At 73.9% G+C, this 15,973-nt stretch carries 14 protein-coding genes; 10 read left to right on the forward strand and 4 right to left on the reverse strand.

The annotated features are described in order from the left end of the window. Nucleotides 1–20: 20 nt before the first annotated feature. Both ACZ7IF_RS18115 and dnaG read left to right on the forward strand, forming a co-directional pair. Nucleotides 21–1,295, forward strand: a complete 1,275-nt coding sequence (locus ACZ7IF_RS18115) for an NAD(P)/FAD-dependent oxidoreductase (protein ID WP_470972208.1) — start codon at nucleotides 21–23, stop codon at nucleotides 1,293–1,295. Nucleotides 1,296–1,329: 34 nt separating this feature from the next. Continuing rightward, nucleotides 1,330–3,231 carry a DNA primase gene (gene dnaG / locus ACZ7IF_RS18120; protein ID WP_470972210.1) on the forward strand — a complete coding sequence of 634 codons (1,902 nt, stop codon included), beginning with the start codon at nucleotides 1,330–1,332 and terminating at the stop codon, nucleotides 3,229–3,231. A 6-nt stretch (nucleotides 3,232–3,237) separates the two neighbouring features. On the opposite strand, the gene ACZ7IF_RS18125 is transcribed toward dnaG, so the two are convergent. Continuing rightward, on the reverse strand, nucleotides 3,238–3,681 hold the full coding sequence (locus ACZ7IF_RS18125) for a gamma-glutamylcyclotransferase family protein (protein WP_470972212.1): 444 nt from the start codon (nucleotides 3,679–3,681) through the stop codon (nucleotides 3,238–3,240). Nucleotides 3,682–3,851: 170 nt separating this feature from the next. Here ACZ7IF_RS18125 and ACZ7IF_RS18130 point away from each other — a divergent pair, with 170 nt between their 5' ends. The 4 genes from ACZ7IF_RS18130 to ACZ7IF_RS18145 all read left to right on the forward strand — a co-directional run bounded on the left by ACZ7IF_RS18130 (nucleotide 3,852) and on the right by ACZ7IF_RS18145 (nucleotide 7,342). Then, nucleotides 3,852–4,520 carry a hypothetical protein gene (locus tag ACZ7IF_RS18130; protein ID WP_470972214.1) on the forward strand — a complete coding sequence of 223 codons (669 nt, stop codon included), beginning with the start codon at nucleotides 3,852–3,854 and terminating at the stop codon, nucleotides 4,518–4,520. After that, nucleotides 4,517–5,824 (forward strand): ATP-binding protein, encoded by a 1,308-nt coding sequence (locus ACZ7IF_RS18135; protein WP_470972216.1) that lies wholly within the window; start codon nucleotides 4,517–4,519, stop codon nucleotides 5,822–5,824. Before ACZ7IF_RS18130 ends, ACZ7IF_RS18135 begins: the two co-directional genes overlap by 4 nt. 166 nt (nucleotides 5,825–5,990) lie before the next feature. After that, complete coding sequence (locus ACZ7IF_RS18140; RefSeq protein WP_470972218.1) at nucleotides 5,991–6,533, forward strand: hypothetical protein; 543 nt, start codon at nucleotides 5,991–5,993, stop codon at nucleotides 6,531–6,533. A 143-nt stretch (nucleotides 6,534–6,676) separates the two neighbouring features. Continuing rightward, entirely contained in the window at nucleotides 6,677–7,342 is a 666-nt protein-coding gene (locus tag ACZ7IF_RS18145) for a class F sortase (protein ID WP_470972220.1), read from the forward strand. Nucleotides 7,343–7,348: 6 nt separating this feature from the next. On the opposite strand, the gene ACZ7IF_RS18150 is transcribed toward ACZ7IF_RS18145, so the two are convergent. Further along, complete coding sequence (locus ACZ7IF_RS18150; RefSeq protein WP_470972222.1) at nucleotides 7,349–8,125, reverse strand: sulfite exporter TauE/SafE family protein; 777 nt, start codon at nucleotides 8,123–8,125, stop codon at nucleotides 7,349–7,351. 249 nt (nucleotides 8,126–8,374) lie between these two features. Here ACZ7IF_RS18150 and ACZ7IF_RS18155 point away from each other — a divergent pair, with 249 nt between their 5' ends. The 3 genes from ACZ7IF_RS18155 to nirD are packed head-to-tail and all read left to right on the forward strand — an operon-like array spanning nucleotide 8,375 to nucleotide 12,587. Further along, complete coding sequence (locus ACZ7IF_RS18155) at nucleotides 8,375–9,727, forward strand: NAD(P)/FAD-dependent oxidoreductase (protein ID WP_470972224.1); 1,353 nt, start codon at nucleotides 8,375–8,377, stop codon at nucleotides 9,725–9,727. Then, nucleotides 9,727–12,258, forward strand: a complete 2,532-nt coding sequence (nirB, locus tag ACZ7IF_RS18160) for a nitrite reductase large subunit NirB (protein WP_470972226.1) — start codon at nucleotides 9,727–9,729, stop codon at nucleotides 12,256–12,258. The genes ACZ7IF_RS18155 and nirB overlap by 1 nt, the downstream gene beginning before the upstream one ends. Next, nucleotides 12,255–12,587, forward strand: coding sequence for a nitrite reductase small subunit NirD (gene nirD, locus ACZ7IF_RS18165; RefSeq protein ID WP_470972228.1), 333 nt, complete (start codon nucleotides 12,255–12,257; stop codon nucleotides 12,585–12,587). The genes nirB and nirD overlap by 4 nt, the downstream gene beginning before the upstream one ends. A gap of 4 nt (nucleotides 12,588–12,591) precedes the next feature. Here nirD and ACZ7IF_RS18170 read toward each other — a convergent pair whose 3' ends face one another. Beyond that, complete coding sequence (locus ACZ7IF_RS18170; RefSeq protein WP_470972230.1) at nucleotides 12,592–12,996, reverse strand: VOC family protein; 405 nt, start codon at nucleotides 12,994–12,996, stop codon at nucleotides 12,592–12,594. Nucleotides 12,997–13,302: 306 nt separating this feature from the next. Here ACZ7IF_RS18170 and ACZ7IF_RS18175 point away from each other — a divergent pair, with 306 nt between their 5' ends. Continuing rightward, entirely contained in the window at nucleotides 13,303–14,463 is a 1,161-nt protein-coding gene (locus ACZ7IF_RS18175; protein ID WP_470972232.1) for an alkaline phosphatase PhoX, read from the forward strand. A 79-nt stretch (nucleotides 14,464–14,542) separates the two neighbouring features. Here ACZ7IF_RS18175 and ACZ7IF_RS18180 read toward each other — a convergent pair whose 3' ends face one another. Beyond that, nucleotides 14,543–15,571 carry an ArsR/SmtB family transcription factor gene (locus ACZ7IF_RS18180; protein WP_470972234.1) on the reverse strand — a complete coding sequence of 343 codons (1,029 nt, stop codon included), beginning with the start codon at nucleotides 15,569–15,571 and terminating at the stop codon, nucleotides 14,543–14,545. Nucleotides 15,572–15,973 lie beyond the last annotated feature (402 nt).

Genomic DNA, 15,973 nt, shown 5'->3' on the forward strand with positions numbered 1-15,973 from the left:
AGGTTATGAGGAGGCATCAGGTGGTCGACGCACACCAGACGTTCATCATCGTCGGCGCAGGGCTGGCCGGGGCCAAGGCCGCCGAAACGCTGAGGGCGGAGGGGTTCACGGGCCGGGTGATCCTGATCGGCGACGAGCGCGACCATCCCTACGAGCGGCCCCCGCTGTCCAAGGGCTACCTGCTGGGCAAGGAGGAGCGCGACAGCGTCTTCGTGCACAAGCCGTCCTGGTACGCGGGCGCCGACATCGAGCTGCACCTGGGCCAGCCGGCGGTGCACCTGGACCGGGACGCCAAGACGGTGCGCCTGGGCGACGGCACCCTGCTGCACTACGACAAGCTGCTGCTGGCCACCGGTGCCGAGCCGCGCCGCCTGGACATCCCGGGCACCGGCCTGGCCGGGGTGCACCACCTGCGCCGGCTCGCCCACGCCGACCTGCTGCGCAAGGCGCTGCACTCCCTGGGCCGGGACAACGGCCACCTGCTGATCGCGGGCGCGGGCTGGATCGGCCTGGAGGTGGCGGCGGCGGCCCGCACGTACGGCGCCGAGGTGACCGTGGTCGAGCCGCTGGCCACCCCGCTGCACGCGGTGCTCGGCCCGGAGATCGGCCAGTTCTTCGGCGACCTGCACACCGAGCACGGGGTGCGATTCCGCTTCGGCGCGAAGCTGACGGAGATCGTCGGCCAGGACGGCATGGTGCTGGCCGCCCGCACCGACGACGGGGAGGAACACCCTGCGCACGCGGTGCTCGCCGCGATCGGGGCGGCGCCGCGCACCGCGCTCGCCGAGACCTCGGGGCTGGCCCTGGTGGACCGGGAGCACGGCGGCGGCATCGCCGTGGACGCCTCGCTGCGCACCTCCGACCCGGACGTCTTCGCCGTCGGGGACGTGGCCGCCGCCCACCATCCGGCGCTGGGCACCCGGCTGCGCGTCGAGCACTGGGCCAACGCCCTCAACGGCGGCCCGGCCGCCGCGCGGGCGATGCTGGGGCAGGAGGTCTCGTACGAGCGGGTGCCGTACTTCTTCTCCGACCAGTACGACGTGGGCCTGGAGTACTCCGGGTACGCCCCGGCGGGCGCCTATGACCAGGTGCTGGTGCGCGGGGACGTGGGCAAGCGGGAGTTCATCGCGTTCTGGCTCTCGGACGGCCGGGTGCTGGCCGGGATGAACGTGAACGTGTGGGACGTCGTCGAGCCCGTCCAGGCCCTGATCAGGTCGAAGGCGCCGGTGGACCGCGAAAAGCTGGCGGATCCTTCCGTTCCGCTTGAGTCCCTGGTGCCGGCGGAGGGGGCCTGACGGGTTTGCCGCCGCCCGGCCGTAGAATTCACGGGTGGCAGGACGGATCAACGACGACGACGTGAAGGCGGTACGGGACGCGGTCCCGATCGACGCCGTGGTCTCCGAGTACCTCCAGCTGCGCAACGCGGGCGGCGGCAACCTCAAGGGCCTGTGCCCCTTCCACGACGAGAAGTCCCCGTCCTTCCAGGTCAGCCCCAGCAAGGGCTTCTACCACTGCTTCGGCTGCCAGGCCGGCGGGGACACCCTCGACTTCATCATGAAGATCGACCACCTCTCCTTCTCCGAGGCGGTCGAGCGGCTGGCCGGCCAGGCCGGCATCACCCTGCGGTACGAGGAGGGCGGCTACACCGCCGGCACCAGCGGCCGCGGCGAGCGGATCCGCCTGGTCGAGGCCCACAAGGCCGCCGCCCTCTTCTACGCGGAGCAGCTCGGCGGCGCCGAGGCGGAGATCGCCCGCCGCTTCCTGGCGGAGCGCGGCTTCGACCAGGCGGCGGCCCAGCACTTCGGCGTGGGCTACAGCCCGGCCGGCTGGGACCACCTGACCCGGTTCCTGCGCGGCAAGGGCTTCACCGACAAGGAGCTGATCCTCTCCGGCCTGGCCCAGGACAGCCGCAGCGGCAAGCCCATCGACCGCTTCCGGGGCCGGCTCATGTGGCCGATCCGGGACATCAGCGGCGAGGTGGTCGGCTTCGGCGCGCGCAAGCTGCGCGAGGACGACAACGGGCCGAAGTACCTGAACACCCCAGAGACGGCGATCTACAAGAAGTCCCAGGTGCTGTACGGCATCGACCTGGCGAAGAAGGAGATCGCGAAGACCTCGCGGGCCGTGGTCGTCGAGGGCTACACCGACGTCATGGCCTGTCACCTGGCCGGGGTCACCACCGCCATCGCCACCTGCGGCACGGCCTTCGGCGGGGACCACATCAAGATCCTGCGGCGGCTGCTGATGGACAACGCGACCGCCGAGGTGATCTTCACCTTCGACGGGGACGCGGCCGGGCAGAAGGCCGCGCTGCGGGCCTTCGAGGACGACCAGAAGTTCGCGGCGGAGACCTCCATCACCATCGCCCCGGGCGGCATGGACCCCTGCGACCTGCGCCTCGCGCAGGGCGACGCGGCGGTGGCCGGGCTGGTGGACTCCCGCACCCCGCTGTTCGAGTTCGCCTTGCGGCACATCGTGGCCCGGCACAACCTGGAGAACCCGGCGGGGCGGGCGGCCGCGCTGGCCGAGGCCGCGCCGGTCGTCGCCAGCATCAAGGACCTCTCGATCCAGCACGAGTCGGCCGTCCAGCTGGCCGGGATGCTGGGCATCCTCGACGAGCAGTTCGTGGTCAAGCGGGTGGCGCAGCTCGCGCGCTGGGCGCGCGAACGCGGCGGCCAGCCGCAGCAGCAGGGCCGGGGACGCCCGCAGGAGCCGTCCCCCGCACCGCCGCAGGCGGCCGTCGGCGGCGGTCCCGCGCTGAACCTGCGCAGCCCCGCCCACCGCACCGAGCGCGAGCTCCTCAAGCTGGCGCTCCAGCGGCCGGCCCTGGTCTCCCCCGCCTTCGACGCGTACGGGACCGACGAGTTCACCGCCCCGCCCTACGCGGCCGTCCGCCAGGCCATCCAGGACGCCGGCGGCGCCGCGCAGGGCACCGAGGACTACCTGGTCCGGGTCCGCGAGGCCGCTCCGAACGACACCGTCCGCGCGATGGTCACGGAACTTGCGGTGGAGGCCATCCACGCCAAGACGGTGGACGAGGTCTACGCGGGCGTCCAGCTCGTCCAGGTCCGCCTGCGCGCCGTCGACCGCCGGGTCCTGGAGATCCAGGGCGCCATGACCCGGCTGAGCCCGCAGGCCCCGCCGGAACAGCACGCGGCGATCCAGCAGGAGCTGTGGGTGCTCCAGCAGTACGGACAGCGCCTGCGCAACCGCGGCGCCGAAGGGCTGTAGGCCTCCTCAGCGCCGCAGCCAGTCCCCGCCCGGGATCTCGGTGCCGGTCTCCGCGAGGCGGCGGGCCAGCGGGGCGGCCGCCAGGTAGACCCAGGCCCGGACCCGGCTGCCGTCGGGGCGCACCGCCTCGCGGGCGACCCGGTCGTAGACGTTCCCCGGGCGTCCCGGGCCGGCGTACTCCTCCAGCAGGTCCAGCGCGGCCAGCAGTTCCGCGTACGCCCCCGGCGCGGCGGTGATCAGCTCGCCGGCTGTGCGAGAGCCGGGGCGGTCGACGGCGTAGGGGTAGCCGGGCCCCTCGTACAGCGCCGCGTCCGGCAGCAGGGCGGGTTCCTCGGCCGCCGTCCGGCCCTTCAGGAACAGGTCGTGGTTGACCTCCCCCGGCCGCAGCGTCCCGTACACGAAGAACGGCAGCACGCCGGACGCGGATCCCGGCCGATCGACCGATGCCACAGGGCCCTCCCTCGACTACTACTGGACGGTGCGGTGGTCCGGGCCCAAAGTCCCCTCCTCGCCGCGCACCCCCACCGTACGCACCGCTGTTACACAATCTCCCGGCTCCCGTGACGGGCGCCCCATAACGTCTGATTCCGCCCGCTTCCCGACCCCACCCCGCTCCCCAGATGACGCGATCTCCCCACCGCTCCCGCGGCACCGCCGCCACCGCCGCCGCCGCCCTGCTGCTCTGCGCCGCCGCGTCGGCGTCGGCGGGCTGCGCCGCGCCCGGCGGGCTCGCCCCGGGCGAGCCCGTGGCGCCGGTCTCCCCGCAACCGCAGCCGGAGGCGCTGTGGCCGGCCTGGTCCGAGGACTCCCCGCGCGCGCCCGGCGTGGCCACCGGCACCCGCCAGCCGCCGCCCGTGCCGCTGCCGGACGCACCCGAGGCGGGCCCCGAGGGGCTGGCCTCGGTGGACGTGATGGCCGTGGTGAAGGCGGACAAGCGGATGAAGCTGCTCACCGGCAAGGGGATGATCAACACCCCGGGCCGGGCGGGAATCCGCCCGCCGGTCCGCCTCGACCTGACCGGGGACGGGAAGAAGGAGCTGGTCGTCGCCGCCGACATCGAGACCGGCCGTACCGCGCTCACCGTGTACGCCGCCCGGGGAAGGGGGATCGTCCCCATCCTGTTCACCATCGGACGGCGGGTGGCCGCCGAGTCCATCGGCCGGGACCTGCTGGTCCGCACCGCTCCCGACGACGGCTCCGAGCAGGTCGTCCGCTACCGCTGGGACGGCACCCGGATGACCGTGGTCAACGAAGAGCGCCGCTACGCCAAGCCCCAGGACGCCCCGTGAGGGCCCGCCTCCCGGCCTCGCCCGCCGGCTGCCGGCGGTGGCTGCGCGCCCTCGGCCTGCGCTGGAAGATCGCCGCCCTGCTGGCGGCCGGCTGTTCGCTGGTCGCCGTCACCATCGGCGTCCTGATCCACGAGGCCCGGGTGCGGCAGGTGTCCGACTCCGCCCGCAAGAGCGCGGTCGAACAGCTGGTCCGCGTACGGCAGATCTACGAGATCACCGGACGGCTCGACTCCGACAAGGTCGGGGAGGCCGACGCCCGGATCGACTGCCCGTCCACCCCACAGCAGCTGCGCGGGGCGGCCCTGGCCGGCCGCCGCACCACCTACCTCGACCTGACCGGGCCGGACCCGGCGGTGTGGGCGGCCCGGCCGGTGGGCAGCGGGCACGTGCTGACGGTACGCCAGTCCCTGGCGCCCGAGCAGGCCGAGCTGGAGGAGCTGGACGCGCAGCTGATCGCCTCCGGGACGGGCGTCGTGGCGCTGGCGGCGGTCGGCGGGGCGCTGCTGGCCAGCCGGCTCAGCAGGGACCTGCGGACGGCCGCCGAAACGGCCCGGCGGATCAGCGCGGGCGATCTGGACGCCCGGATCGGCCCGTCGGGGCCGCCGGGGACCCGGGACGAGGTGGCCGAGCTGTCCTCGGCGGTGGACACCATGGCGGCCAGCCTCCAGCGGCGGCTGGAGGCCGAGCAGCGGTTCACGGCGGACGTGGCGCACGAGCTGCGGACCCCGCTGACGGGCCTGCACACGGCGGCCGAGCTGCTGCCCGCCGGGCGGCCGACGGAGCTGGTCCGGGACCGGGTCGCGGCGCTGCGGACGCTGACGGAGGACCTCCTGGAGGTGGCCCGGCTGGACGCCGACCGGGAGGAGGCGCGGCTGGAGGCGCACGCGCTGGGACCGCTGGTGGCCTCGATCACGGAGCGGGCGGGGGTGGCGGCGGAGGTGGTCGGCGCGGACGGGACCGCCGGTGGGCCGGGCGGGGTGCTGGTGCGCACCGATGCCCGGCGTCTGGAGCGGATCCTGACGAACCTGCTGGTCAACGCCCGGCGGCACGGGAGCGGCCCGATCACGGTGACGGTGTCGGGGACCTCGGTGACCGTCCGGGACCAGGACGGCCCGGGCTATCCCCGGACCCTGCTGCGCGAGGGGCCGCGGCGGTTCGTGACGGGCACGCCGGAGCGGGGCCAGGGCACCGGGCTCGGGCTGACGATCGCCTTCGGGCAGGCCCGGGTGATCGGCGCCGAGGTTGCCCTGTCGAACCCGGGACCGGCGGGCGCGGCGGCCGTGGTGACCCTGCCGCCGGCCTGACGTCACCCGGACGGCGTGGGCGGACACGGATGCCCCCGCACGGCGCTGACCTGCACGGATACTGCTCTCCGGGGTATCGGGGGCGGGATCTGACGCAGGCTCAGCAGGCGGTGGGCCGACGGGCCGGTTTACCTCGGAACACGACCCCGTGTCCCCTGGAGTACCCATGCGCCGCAGCACCGCCCACGTGCTCACCGCCACCGCGCTGACCGCCGTCGCCTTCGCCGGGCCGGTCGCCGGAGCGGTGGCCGCCGCGGAGCTGGGCATGACGGCCTTCGCGCCCGGGGACTTCGCCGTGCTGGAGGTCTGGCCGAAGTCGGCCGCCCCGGGCGCCACCGTCACCGTGCACACCAAGGCCTGCGGCCGGGGCAGCCGGGCCGAGGGCGATGCCAGCACGGTGGAGGGCGGCCGGTTCGAACTGGCCCCGGGCAGCCGCGAGGACGTGGTCACGGGCCGGTTCCGGATCGGCCAGGGTCTGCGGCCGGGCACCTACGGCATCGGCGCCACCTGCGCGAACGGCAAGTTCGCCACCGGCGACCTGGTCGTCACCGAACATGGCCCGCAGGGCCACGTACGGACCGGGGTGGGTGGTGGCACGACCACCGCCACCGACCCCGCCAAGATCACGGCGGGAGCGGCAGTGCTGGCCGCGGCCGCCGTCGGCGGTACCTGGCTCCTGCGTCGCCGGGCGAGCGGCACGCGGAGCTGACGGGCGCCCACCGCGGCTGCGGCCGCGGTCCGACCGGTACCGCCCCCCGTCGCCCGCCCCGCGAGGTCCCCCCCGTTCGCGGGGACGGGCGACGGCCACTCCAGGAACGGCGACAGGAACGGTGAGACGAGGGGGTACGGCGCATGCGTGGCGGCTTCCCCGGCGGGCGGGACGGCCCGCGCGGCGGCACCCGCGGGTCGCTCCCGGCGCGGGCCGGACTGGTCGCGGTCGCCGCCTGCGTCGGCGTCTGGCTCATCGGCAGCGGTTCGGCCGTGACCGTGCGGCCGCCGCTGCCCTCCCCCGCCGAGGCGCTGAGCGCGCAGCCCCTCTACTCCGGGAGCATCGGCCCGCTCCCCGGATCCCCGCCCGTGCGGATCAGGATCCCGTCGATCCGGGTGGACGCCCCGCTGACCGGGCTGGGCCTGGACCACGACGGCAGCCTCGAAGTGCCCCCGCCGGCCCGCCGCGAGCTCGCCGGCTGGTACCGGGACGGGACCACGCCGGGTGCGACGGGCACCGCGGTGATCGCGGGGCACGTCGACCACGCCAGCGGCCCGGCGGTCTTCTACCACCTGGGCGCGCTGCGCCGGGGGGCCGCGGTGGAGGTCGACCGCGCGGACGGGCGTACGGCCGTGTTCACCGTCCACGCGGTCGAGGTGTACGACGCCGGGGCCTTCCCGGACCGGCGCGTGTACGGGCCCTCGCCGCGTGCGGAACTGCGGGTGATCACCTGCGGCGGTGCCTTCTCCCCGCGCACCGGCTACCAGGGCAACGTGGTCGTCTTCGCCCACCTGACGGGGACGTTCTGACGGGGCCTATCCCCACTGTTCGAGGCCGAGCTTGACCACCAGGGCGCCCACCACGGTGAGCAGAACGCCGCGGACGAAGCCGCTGCCCTTCTTCAGGGCCATCCGGGCGCCGACCATGCCGCCGGCCAGATTGAAGACCGCCATCAGGGCGGCCAGCCGCCAGAACACCATCCCCTGGTAGGCGAACATCGCGAGCGCCCCGGCGTTGGTGCAGCAGTTGACGATCTTGGCGGTGGCGGAGGCGGTGACCAGGTCGAGGTGGAGCAGGGCGGTCAGGGCCAGCACCAGGAAGGTGCCGGTGCCGGGTCCGATGAGGCCGTCGTAGCAGCCGATGCCCAGGCCGGCGAGGGCGATGGTGAGCAGCACGCGGCCGCGGGAGACGGGCGAGGCGGCGGGGGCGGCGCCGAAGCCCGGCTTGAAGATGACGACGGCGGCGACCACCACCAGGACCCCCATGATCAGCGGCCGCATGGCGTCCTTGCTGATCCCGCCGGCGAGCGCGGCCCCGCCCATCGATCCGGCGAGCGCGGCCAGCCCGATGCGGACGGCGAGCTTCACGTCGACCGGGGTCTTGCGCACGTAGGTGACGGCCGCCCCGGCGGTGCCGACGATGGCCACCGCCTTGTTGGTCCCGAGGACGGCGGCGGGCTGGGCGTTCGGCAGGCCGAGCAGCAGGGCCGGCAGGAGCAGCAGTCCGCCGCCGCCGACCACCGCGTCGATCCAGCCGGCCGCCGCGGCGGCCGCGCACAGCACGATGATCATCGTCGTTGATATGTCAGGCACGGCCACGACCCTAGGTACCGCATCGGTGCAGGGACCATCGATCCCCGGAAACTTGCGCAAAGGTTGAGCTTCGCCGCCCCCTCCTCGCCCCCTCCCCGCCCCTTCGACGCCCCTTCGACGCCCCTTCGACGCCCCTTCGACGCCTCGGCCAGGGCCTCACCGGCCCTGGGCGCGGGCGCTGAGGTCGGTGTTCCGTCCGGGTAACAGGGGCGATGCGGCGGGGAAACAGCCCGCCCGCACGCTCGTGCCATGACCTCGGAACAGCGTGTGGTGGTGATCGGCGGCGGCCTGGCGGGCCTGCGGCTCGCTGCGCGGCTGGGCCCCGGTGCGGCGGTGACCGTGCTCGGGGAGGAAACCCACGCCCCCTACAACCGGGTCCTGCTGGCCGAGGTGCTGGCGGGCCGGTACGCACCCGAGGTCACCGCGCTCCCGGCCCCCGGCCCGGCGCTGCGCCGGGGTGTCCGGGCGGTGCGGATCGACCGCGCGGACCGGGCCGTGCACTGCGACGACGGTTCGGTGGAGCGGTACGACACCCTGGTGCTGGCCACCGGCTCGAACCCGGTGCTGCCGCCGCTGCGCGGGCTGTTCGCCCCGGACGGGCGGGAGCTCCCCGAGGGGGTGCACGCGTTCCGCACCATGGACGACTGCCTGGCCCTCGCGGCGGCCGTACGCCCGGGCGTGCGGGCGGTGGTGATCGGCGGCGGGCTGCTGGGCGTCTCGGCGACCCGTGCGCTGGCCGCGCGGGGTGCGCAGGTGGTCCTCGCCCAGCAGGCGGAGCGCCTGATGGAGCGCCAGCTGGACGCCGACGCCTCCGCGCTGCTGCGGGACCACCTGACCGCGCTCGGCGTGGAGATCCACACCGAGTGCCGCGTCAGGGGCCTGACCACGACCGGTACGCCGCTGCGCGATGCCTCCTCCCCGCCCCGCCCTTCCTCCGTTCCCCCGGGCTCCGGCAGCGGCACCGCACCCGTCCGGGTCCCGCCCGCCCGCCGGCGACCCGGTGCGACGCCCGGCCAGGGCCCCCGCAAGGTGACCGGCGTCGAGCTCGCCGACGGCTACCGGCTCGACGCCGACGTCGTCGTCCTCGCCTGCGGGGTCCGCCCCCGCGTCGGACTCGCCCAGGCGGCCGGGCTGGAGGTCCGCAAGGGCGTCGTGGTCGACGGCCGGCTGCGCACGGACGACCCGCGCGTCCACGCCATCGGAGACTGCGCCGAGCACGACGGCCGGGTGTACGGACTGGCGGGACCCGCCCTGGAGCAGGCCGACGCCCTCGCGGCGGTGCTGCGCGGGGACGCCGCCGAGTACACCGGCACCCGCGCCCTCACCCGCCTCACCCTCCCCACGGCCGGCGGCCCCGGCCCCTTCGACCTCGCCGCGTTCGGCGACCCCACCCCGCTCCCCGGCGACGACGTGCTCCGCCTCGCGGACGCCACCCGCCGCACCTACCGCAAGGTCGTCCTGCGCGGCGACCGGCTCGTCGGCGGGGTGCTGCTCGGGGAGCTCTCCACGGTGGGGGCCCTCGCCCGCACCTGGGAGGGCGACGAGTTCCTGACCGCCCCGCACGACCCGTTCCACCTGCTCACCGACGACGGAGGCCACTGATGACCGTGCCCGAGCCCCTGCCCGCGATCGTGCTCATCGGACACGGCATGGTCGGCCAGCGCTACCTGGAGGCCCTCGCCGAGCGCGGGGCCACCGCGACGCACCGGATCACCGTGCTCTGCGAGGAGCCCCGGCCCGCCTACGACCGGGTCCACCTCACCTCGTACTTCTCCGGAAGCACCCCCGAGGACCTCTCCCTGACCCCGGCCGGCTTCATGGCGGAGCACGGGATCGAGCTGCACCTCGACGACCCCGCCGAGCACGTCGACACCGGCTCCCGTACCGTCACCTCCCGCTCCGGGCGGGTCTTCGCGTACGACGTGCTCGTGCTGGCGACCGGCAGCTACCCGTTCGTGCCGCCCGTCCCCGGCAAGGACGCCCCGGGCTGCTTCGTGTACCGCACCATCGAGGACCTCCTCGCGATCGAGGAGTACGCCAAGACCCGGTCCAGCGGAGCCGTCGTCGGCGGCGGCCTGCTCGGGCTGGAGGCCGCGGGCGCCCTCCAGGGGCTCGGGCTCGCGACCCGCATCGTGGAGTTCGCCCCGCGCCTGATGCCCGTCCAGGTGGACGAGGGCGGCGGCGCGGCCCTGCTGCGCACCATCGAGTCCATGGGGCTGACGGTGCACACCGGCGTCGGCACGCAGGAGGTGCTGACCGGCGAGGACGGCTCGGTGTGCGGGATGAGCCTCTCGGACGGCTCCGCCGTCGAGACCGAGCTGGTGGTCTTCTCGGCCGGGGTCCGCCCCCGCGACCAGCTGGCCCGCGCGGCCGGCCTGGCCGTCGGCGAGCGCGGCGGCATCACCGTCGACACCCGCTGCCGCACCTCCGACCCGCACGTGTACGCCATCGGCGAGTGCGCGCAGGCCGTCGACGGCCGCGTCTACGGGCTGGTCGCGCCGGGCTACGAGATGGCCGAGACCGCCGCCGAGGACCTCCTCGGCCGGGAGAAGGAGTTCACCGGCGCCGACCTGTCCACCAAGCTCAAGCTGCTCGGCGTGGACGTGGCCTCCTTCGGCGACGCGCACGGCGCCGCCGAGGGCAGCCTGGACGTGGTCTGGTCCGACTCCCGCACCGGCGTCTACAAGAAGCTGGTCGTCTCCGCCGACGGGGTGCTGCTCGGCGGCGTGCTGGTCGGCGACGCCGACTCGTACGGGCTGCTGCGCCCGCTGACCGGCAGCGTCCCGCCGGTCGCACCCGAGCAGCTGGTACTGCCCGCCGGAGTCGGCGCGCCCGTCGCGCTCGGCCCGTCCGCGCTGCCGGACACGGCGGTGATCTGCTCCTGCCACAACGTCACCAAGGGGGCCATCACCGCCTGCGCCACCCTGCCCGAGGTCAAGAAGTGCACCAAGGCCGGCACCGGCTGCGGCAGCTGCCTGAAGGTGATCGGGCAGCTGCTGCCGGCGGCCGCCGACCAGGGGCTGTGCGGCTGCTTCCCGTACACCCGGGCCGAGCTGTACGAGATCGTCCGCACCCGGCGCCTGGCCTCGTACCAGGAGCTGCTGGACGGCCACGGCCGCACCGAGGCGCGCGGCGGCGACGGCTGCGAGGTCTGCAAGCCCGCCGTCGGCTCGATCATCGCCTCCCTGGCCCCGGCCCTGGGCGCCAGCGGCTACGTCCTGGACGGGGAGCAGGCCGCCCTCCAGGACACCAACGACCACTTCCTCGCCAACCTCCAGCGCAACGGCTCGTACTCGGTCGTCCCGCGCATCCCGGGCGGTGAGATCACCCCGGACAAGCTGATCGTGATCGGGGAGGTGGCCCGCGACTTCGGCCTCTACACGAAGATCACGGGCGGTCAGCGCATCGACCTGTTCGGCGCGAGCGTGGACCAGCTCCCGCGGATCTGGGCGCGGCTGGTCGACGCCGGTTTCGAGTCCGGGCACGCGTACGGCAAGGCCCTGCGGACGGTGAAGTCCTGCGTGGGGCAGACCTGGTGCCGCTACGGGGTGCAGGACAGCGTACGGATGGCCATCGACCTGGAGCTGCGCTACCGGGGCCTGCGCGCCCCGCACAAGCTGAAGTCGGCGGTGTCCGGCTGTGCCCGCGAGTGCGCGGAGGCGCAGAGCAAGGACTTCGGGGTCATCGCGACGGCGAGCGGCTGGAACCTGTACGTCGGCGGGAACGGCGGGGCGACCCCGCGCCACGCGGACCTGCTGGCGCAGGACCTGTCGGACGCCGAACTGGTGCGGCTCATCGACCGGTTCCTGATGTTCTACATCCGCACCGCCGACCGGCTGGAGCGGACGTCCACCTGGCTGGACCGGCTGGAGGGCGGCCTGGACCACCTGCGGGACGTGGTGGTGCACGATTCGCTGGGGCTGTGCGACGAGCTGGAGGCCCTGATGGCCGACCACGTGGCGCACTACCGCGACGAGTGGGCCGAGACCCTGTCGGATCCCGAGCGCCTGCGCCGGTTCGTGTCCTTCGTCAACGCGCCCGGCGCGCCCGACCCGACCGTGAAGTTCGTTCCCGAGCGCGACCAGGTCAAGCCCGACCTGGCCGTCCTGACCATTGGAGGACCGGCCCGATGACCGTCGAACTGAAGGTGGCCGAAGGCTGGCTGACGGTGTGCCCGCTGTCGGCGCTCACCCCCGGGCGCGGGGTCGCGGCCCTGCTGCCCGACGGGAGCCAGGCGGCGGTCTTCCTCGACCGCGCGGGGCGCCCGTACGCGATCGGCAACCAGGACCCCTTCACCGGCGCGCACGTCCTGTCGCGCGGGCTGGTGGGGCGTGCGGCGGGGCGGCCCTTCGTGGCCTCGCCGCTGCTGAAGCAGCGCTTCGACCTGGAGTCGGGGCGCTGCCTGGACGACGAGGAGGTGGCGGTCCGGACGTACCCGGTGCGGACCGCCCCCGCCCCGTAGGACATCAGCCCTGGACCGCGGCCGGGTCCATCCAGACGAACTCCCACACGTGGTGGTCCAGGTCCTCGAAGGCGCGGCCGTACATGAAGCCGAGGTCCATGGCGGGGCGGGGCTCGACGGCGCCGGCCGCGAGGGCGGCGTCGACGACCTCGTCGACCTTCTCCCGGCTGTCGGCGCTGAGCGCGACCATCACCTCGGTGGTCTTCGAGGCGTCGGCCACCGGCTTGGTGGCGAACTCCTTGAACTTCTCCTCGGTCAGCAGCATCGCGAAGATGCTGTCGCTGACGACCATGCAGGCGGCGGTCGGGTCGGTGAACTGCGGGTTGAAGGAGTAGCCGAGCTTCTCCCAGAAGGCCTTCGCGGCGTCCAGGTCCTTCACCGGCAGGTTGACGAAGATCATCTGAGCCATCTCGGTTCCTCTTCTCTGGTGTGGCGTGGTGCGCGGTACGCGGTGCGTTGCCGAAGGGGTAGACCCGGGGTACCGGCAGAACTCATCGCTGTCCGGCGAAGTTTTTTATGGATTTCGTTTCCGCAGGTCAGAGCCCTTGGAACGGAGTCGTCAGGCGGGCCGGCGGGCCGGGGCGACTGCCCGCGTGCCGGTCGCTCGCGCGTCACGAGGAGTTGGCGCCCCGTCCATGCTGCGCCCCTAGGTTCCTCGACGCATGCGACCTCGCGTCCGACCGGGCGCGGGGGCCCTCCTCCCACAGGAGTGACCGTGGAACGTCGTACCTTCCTGCGCGGTGCCGTGATCGGCACCTCCGCCGCCGCCTTCGCCGGAACCCTCAGCCACGGGGCCGCGTACGCCGCCCCCGCCCAGCCGGGCGCCGGGCCGTACGGGGCCCTCGGCGCGGCGGACGCCAACGGGATCATGCTCCCGTCCGGGTTCAGCAGCCGGGTCATCGCCCGCTCCTCGCAGACGGTGAGCGGCACCTCGTACACCTGGCACAGCGCCCCCGACGGCGGTGCGTGTTTCGCGGACGGCAGCGGCTGGATCTACGTGTCGAACTCGGAGATCAACCCGAGCGGCGGCGCGAGCGCGGTGAAGTTCAACTCCTCGGGCACGGTCACCGGGGCGTACCGGATCCTCTCGAACACCCGGCAGAACTGCGCGGGCGGCAAGACCCCGTGGAACACCTGGCTGTCGTGCGAGGAGGTCAGCCTCGGCTACGTCTACGAGACCGACCCGTACGGGGTCAACGCGGCCGTGCAGCGGCCCGCGATGGGCCGCTTCAAACACGAGGCGGCGGCGGCCGACCCGGTGCGCCAGGTGGTCTACCTGACCGAGGACGAGACGAACGGCTGCTTCTACCGGTTCGTGCCCACCACCTGGGGCAGCCTCTCCTCCGGCACGCTCCAGGTGATGGTCGCCGGGAGCGGCACCTCCGGCTCCTTCAGCTGGCAGAACGTGCCGGACCCCGACGGCTCCCCGACCACGACCCGCACCCAGGTCTCCGGCGCCAAGCACTTCAACGGCGGCGAGGGCTGCCACTACGCGAGCGACACCGTGTGGTTCACGACCAAGGGCGACAACCGGGTCTGGCAGCTCAACCTGGCGAGCAGCACCTACGAGCTGGCCTACGACGACTCCCTGGTCCCCGGCGGCGCGGCGCCGCTGACCGGTGTCGACAACGTCACCGGGTCGACGTACGGGGACCTGTACGTCGCCGAGGACGGCGGCAACATGGAGATCTGCGTGATCACCCCGGACGACGTGGTGGCGCCCTTCCTGCGGATCACCGGCCAGTCCTCCTCGGAGATCACCGGGCCCGCGTTCTCCCCGAACGGCAGCCGGCTGTACTTCAGCAGCCAGCGCGGTACGAGCGGCTCCTCGACCGGCGGCATCACCTACGAGGTGACCGGGCCGTTCCGCGTCTGACGCCCGACACCGCCGCGGCCCGGCGGGGATGGCTCCCGCCTCCCCCGCCGGGCCGCGGCGCGTCTGGTGAACCGATCCTTCAGGAGACCACCGCGCCGCCCTTGAGCAGGGCCGCGCCCAGCGGGGTCACCGTGTGCAGGACCGCGTTGCCGTGGCGCAGGGTCGTCACCAGGCCCGCCTCGCGCATCACGCAGGCGTGCTGGCTCGCGGAGGCCAGGGAGACCCCGGCCCGGCGGGCCAGTTCGCTGGTGGTTGCCCCGTCGCCGATGGCCCGCAGCACGACCGAGCGGGTGTGGCCCACCAGCTTGCCCAGGGTGCGCTGGCGCTGCTCCTCGGCCGGCCGGGCGGCCTCCCCGCCCGACGCCGCGGAGGCCAGCTGGGCGGCGGCCGGGTAGACCAGCACGGGCGGCAGTTCCGGGTCGTGCAGGGTCACGGCCGTCCGGCGGCAGAAGAAGGACGGCTGGAGCAGCAGCCCGCGCCCGCGCAGCCGTACGTCCCGGTCCACCGGGTACTCGCACTCCAGCACCGGGGCCCGCCAGCGCAGCATCGGCGGCAGCGAGGCGAGCAGCTCGTCCGCGCCCCCGTCGAGGAGCGCGCGGCCGCGTGCCGCCCGCTCGGCCTCTATCTGGGCCTGGATGTGGCTCCAGTACGGCTCCACGGCCGCCCGGTGGTACGCGCGCAGCTCGCCCAGCAGCCGGGGCAGGTGCTTGGTGCCGCCGTCCATGAACTCCCGCAGCCGGGTCGGCGGCGGGGTCCCGAAGGCAGCCCCGAAGCCCGTCCCGGCGCCGGCGCCCACGAGGGACAGCTCCCGGCGCAGCCGCTCGGGGCGCAGCCCGCGCAGCGCGTCGAGCCCGAGGTCCCACCCGTACTGGCCCTCGGCCGGGGTCAGGAAATCGGGGAAATAGCCACGAGCCGGTATGAGCGCACCCAGCAGCCTTGTTTCACCATTCAACCTGCTCCGGGTTTCCGTACGCCATTCGCCGAAGAACCGGGCGTCACGCCGGTCTCTTAAGCGATGAAAACTAAGAATCGTTTCCCACAACGCATCGGGACGCCCTGCCATCCGTACGCGTGCCAGGTCCACTCCAGTGAAATGGATACGAAGCACCGAACCCCCACCTGTGCAACCGCAATCCCCCCGCCCCATGAGTATGCATGCCGTCACACGTGGTCACCACGCCCTTTCGGCCACAGTTGAAACCCCTTTCGGCAGAGGCGTGACAAGCGAAATCCTGTACTCCGCCAGGCACACTCCGGTGCGACCGAAACGCTCCGTGAAGGCCGTGGGGGGCTTTGCGGGGCCTGGCGGTCGGTCGCACCGGGAAGCGCCGACGTGCCTGGCAGATAGGCGGCAGGCGGTGGACGGGTGGGGATCCGTCCACCGCCTGGCGCCGTAATGACATTGTTGAAAATTTCCCGATACGGGACGTCTCGCGAACGGCCCCCGAAATGGGTCGCGCCCTCCCCCGGCAGTCAGGGAACCGGGGGAGGGCGCAGTCAGGGGGGCTCA

This window comes from Streptomyces sp. NPDC037421 (assembly GCF_055602105.1).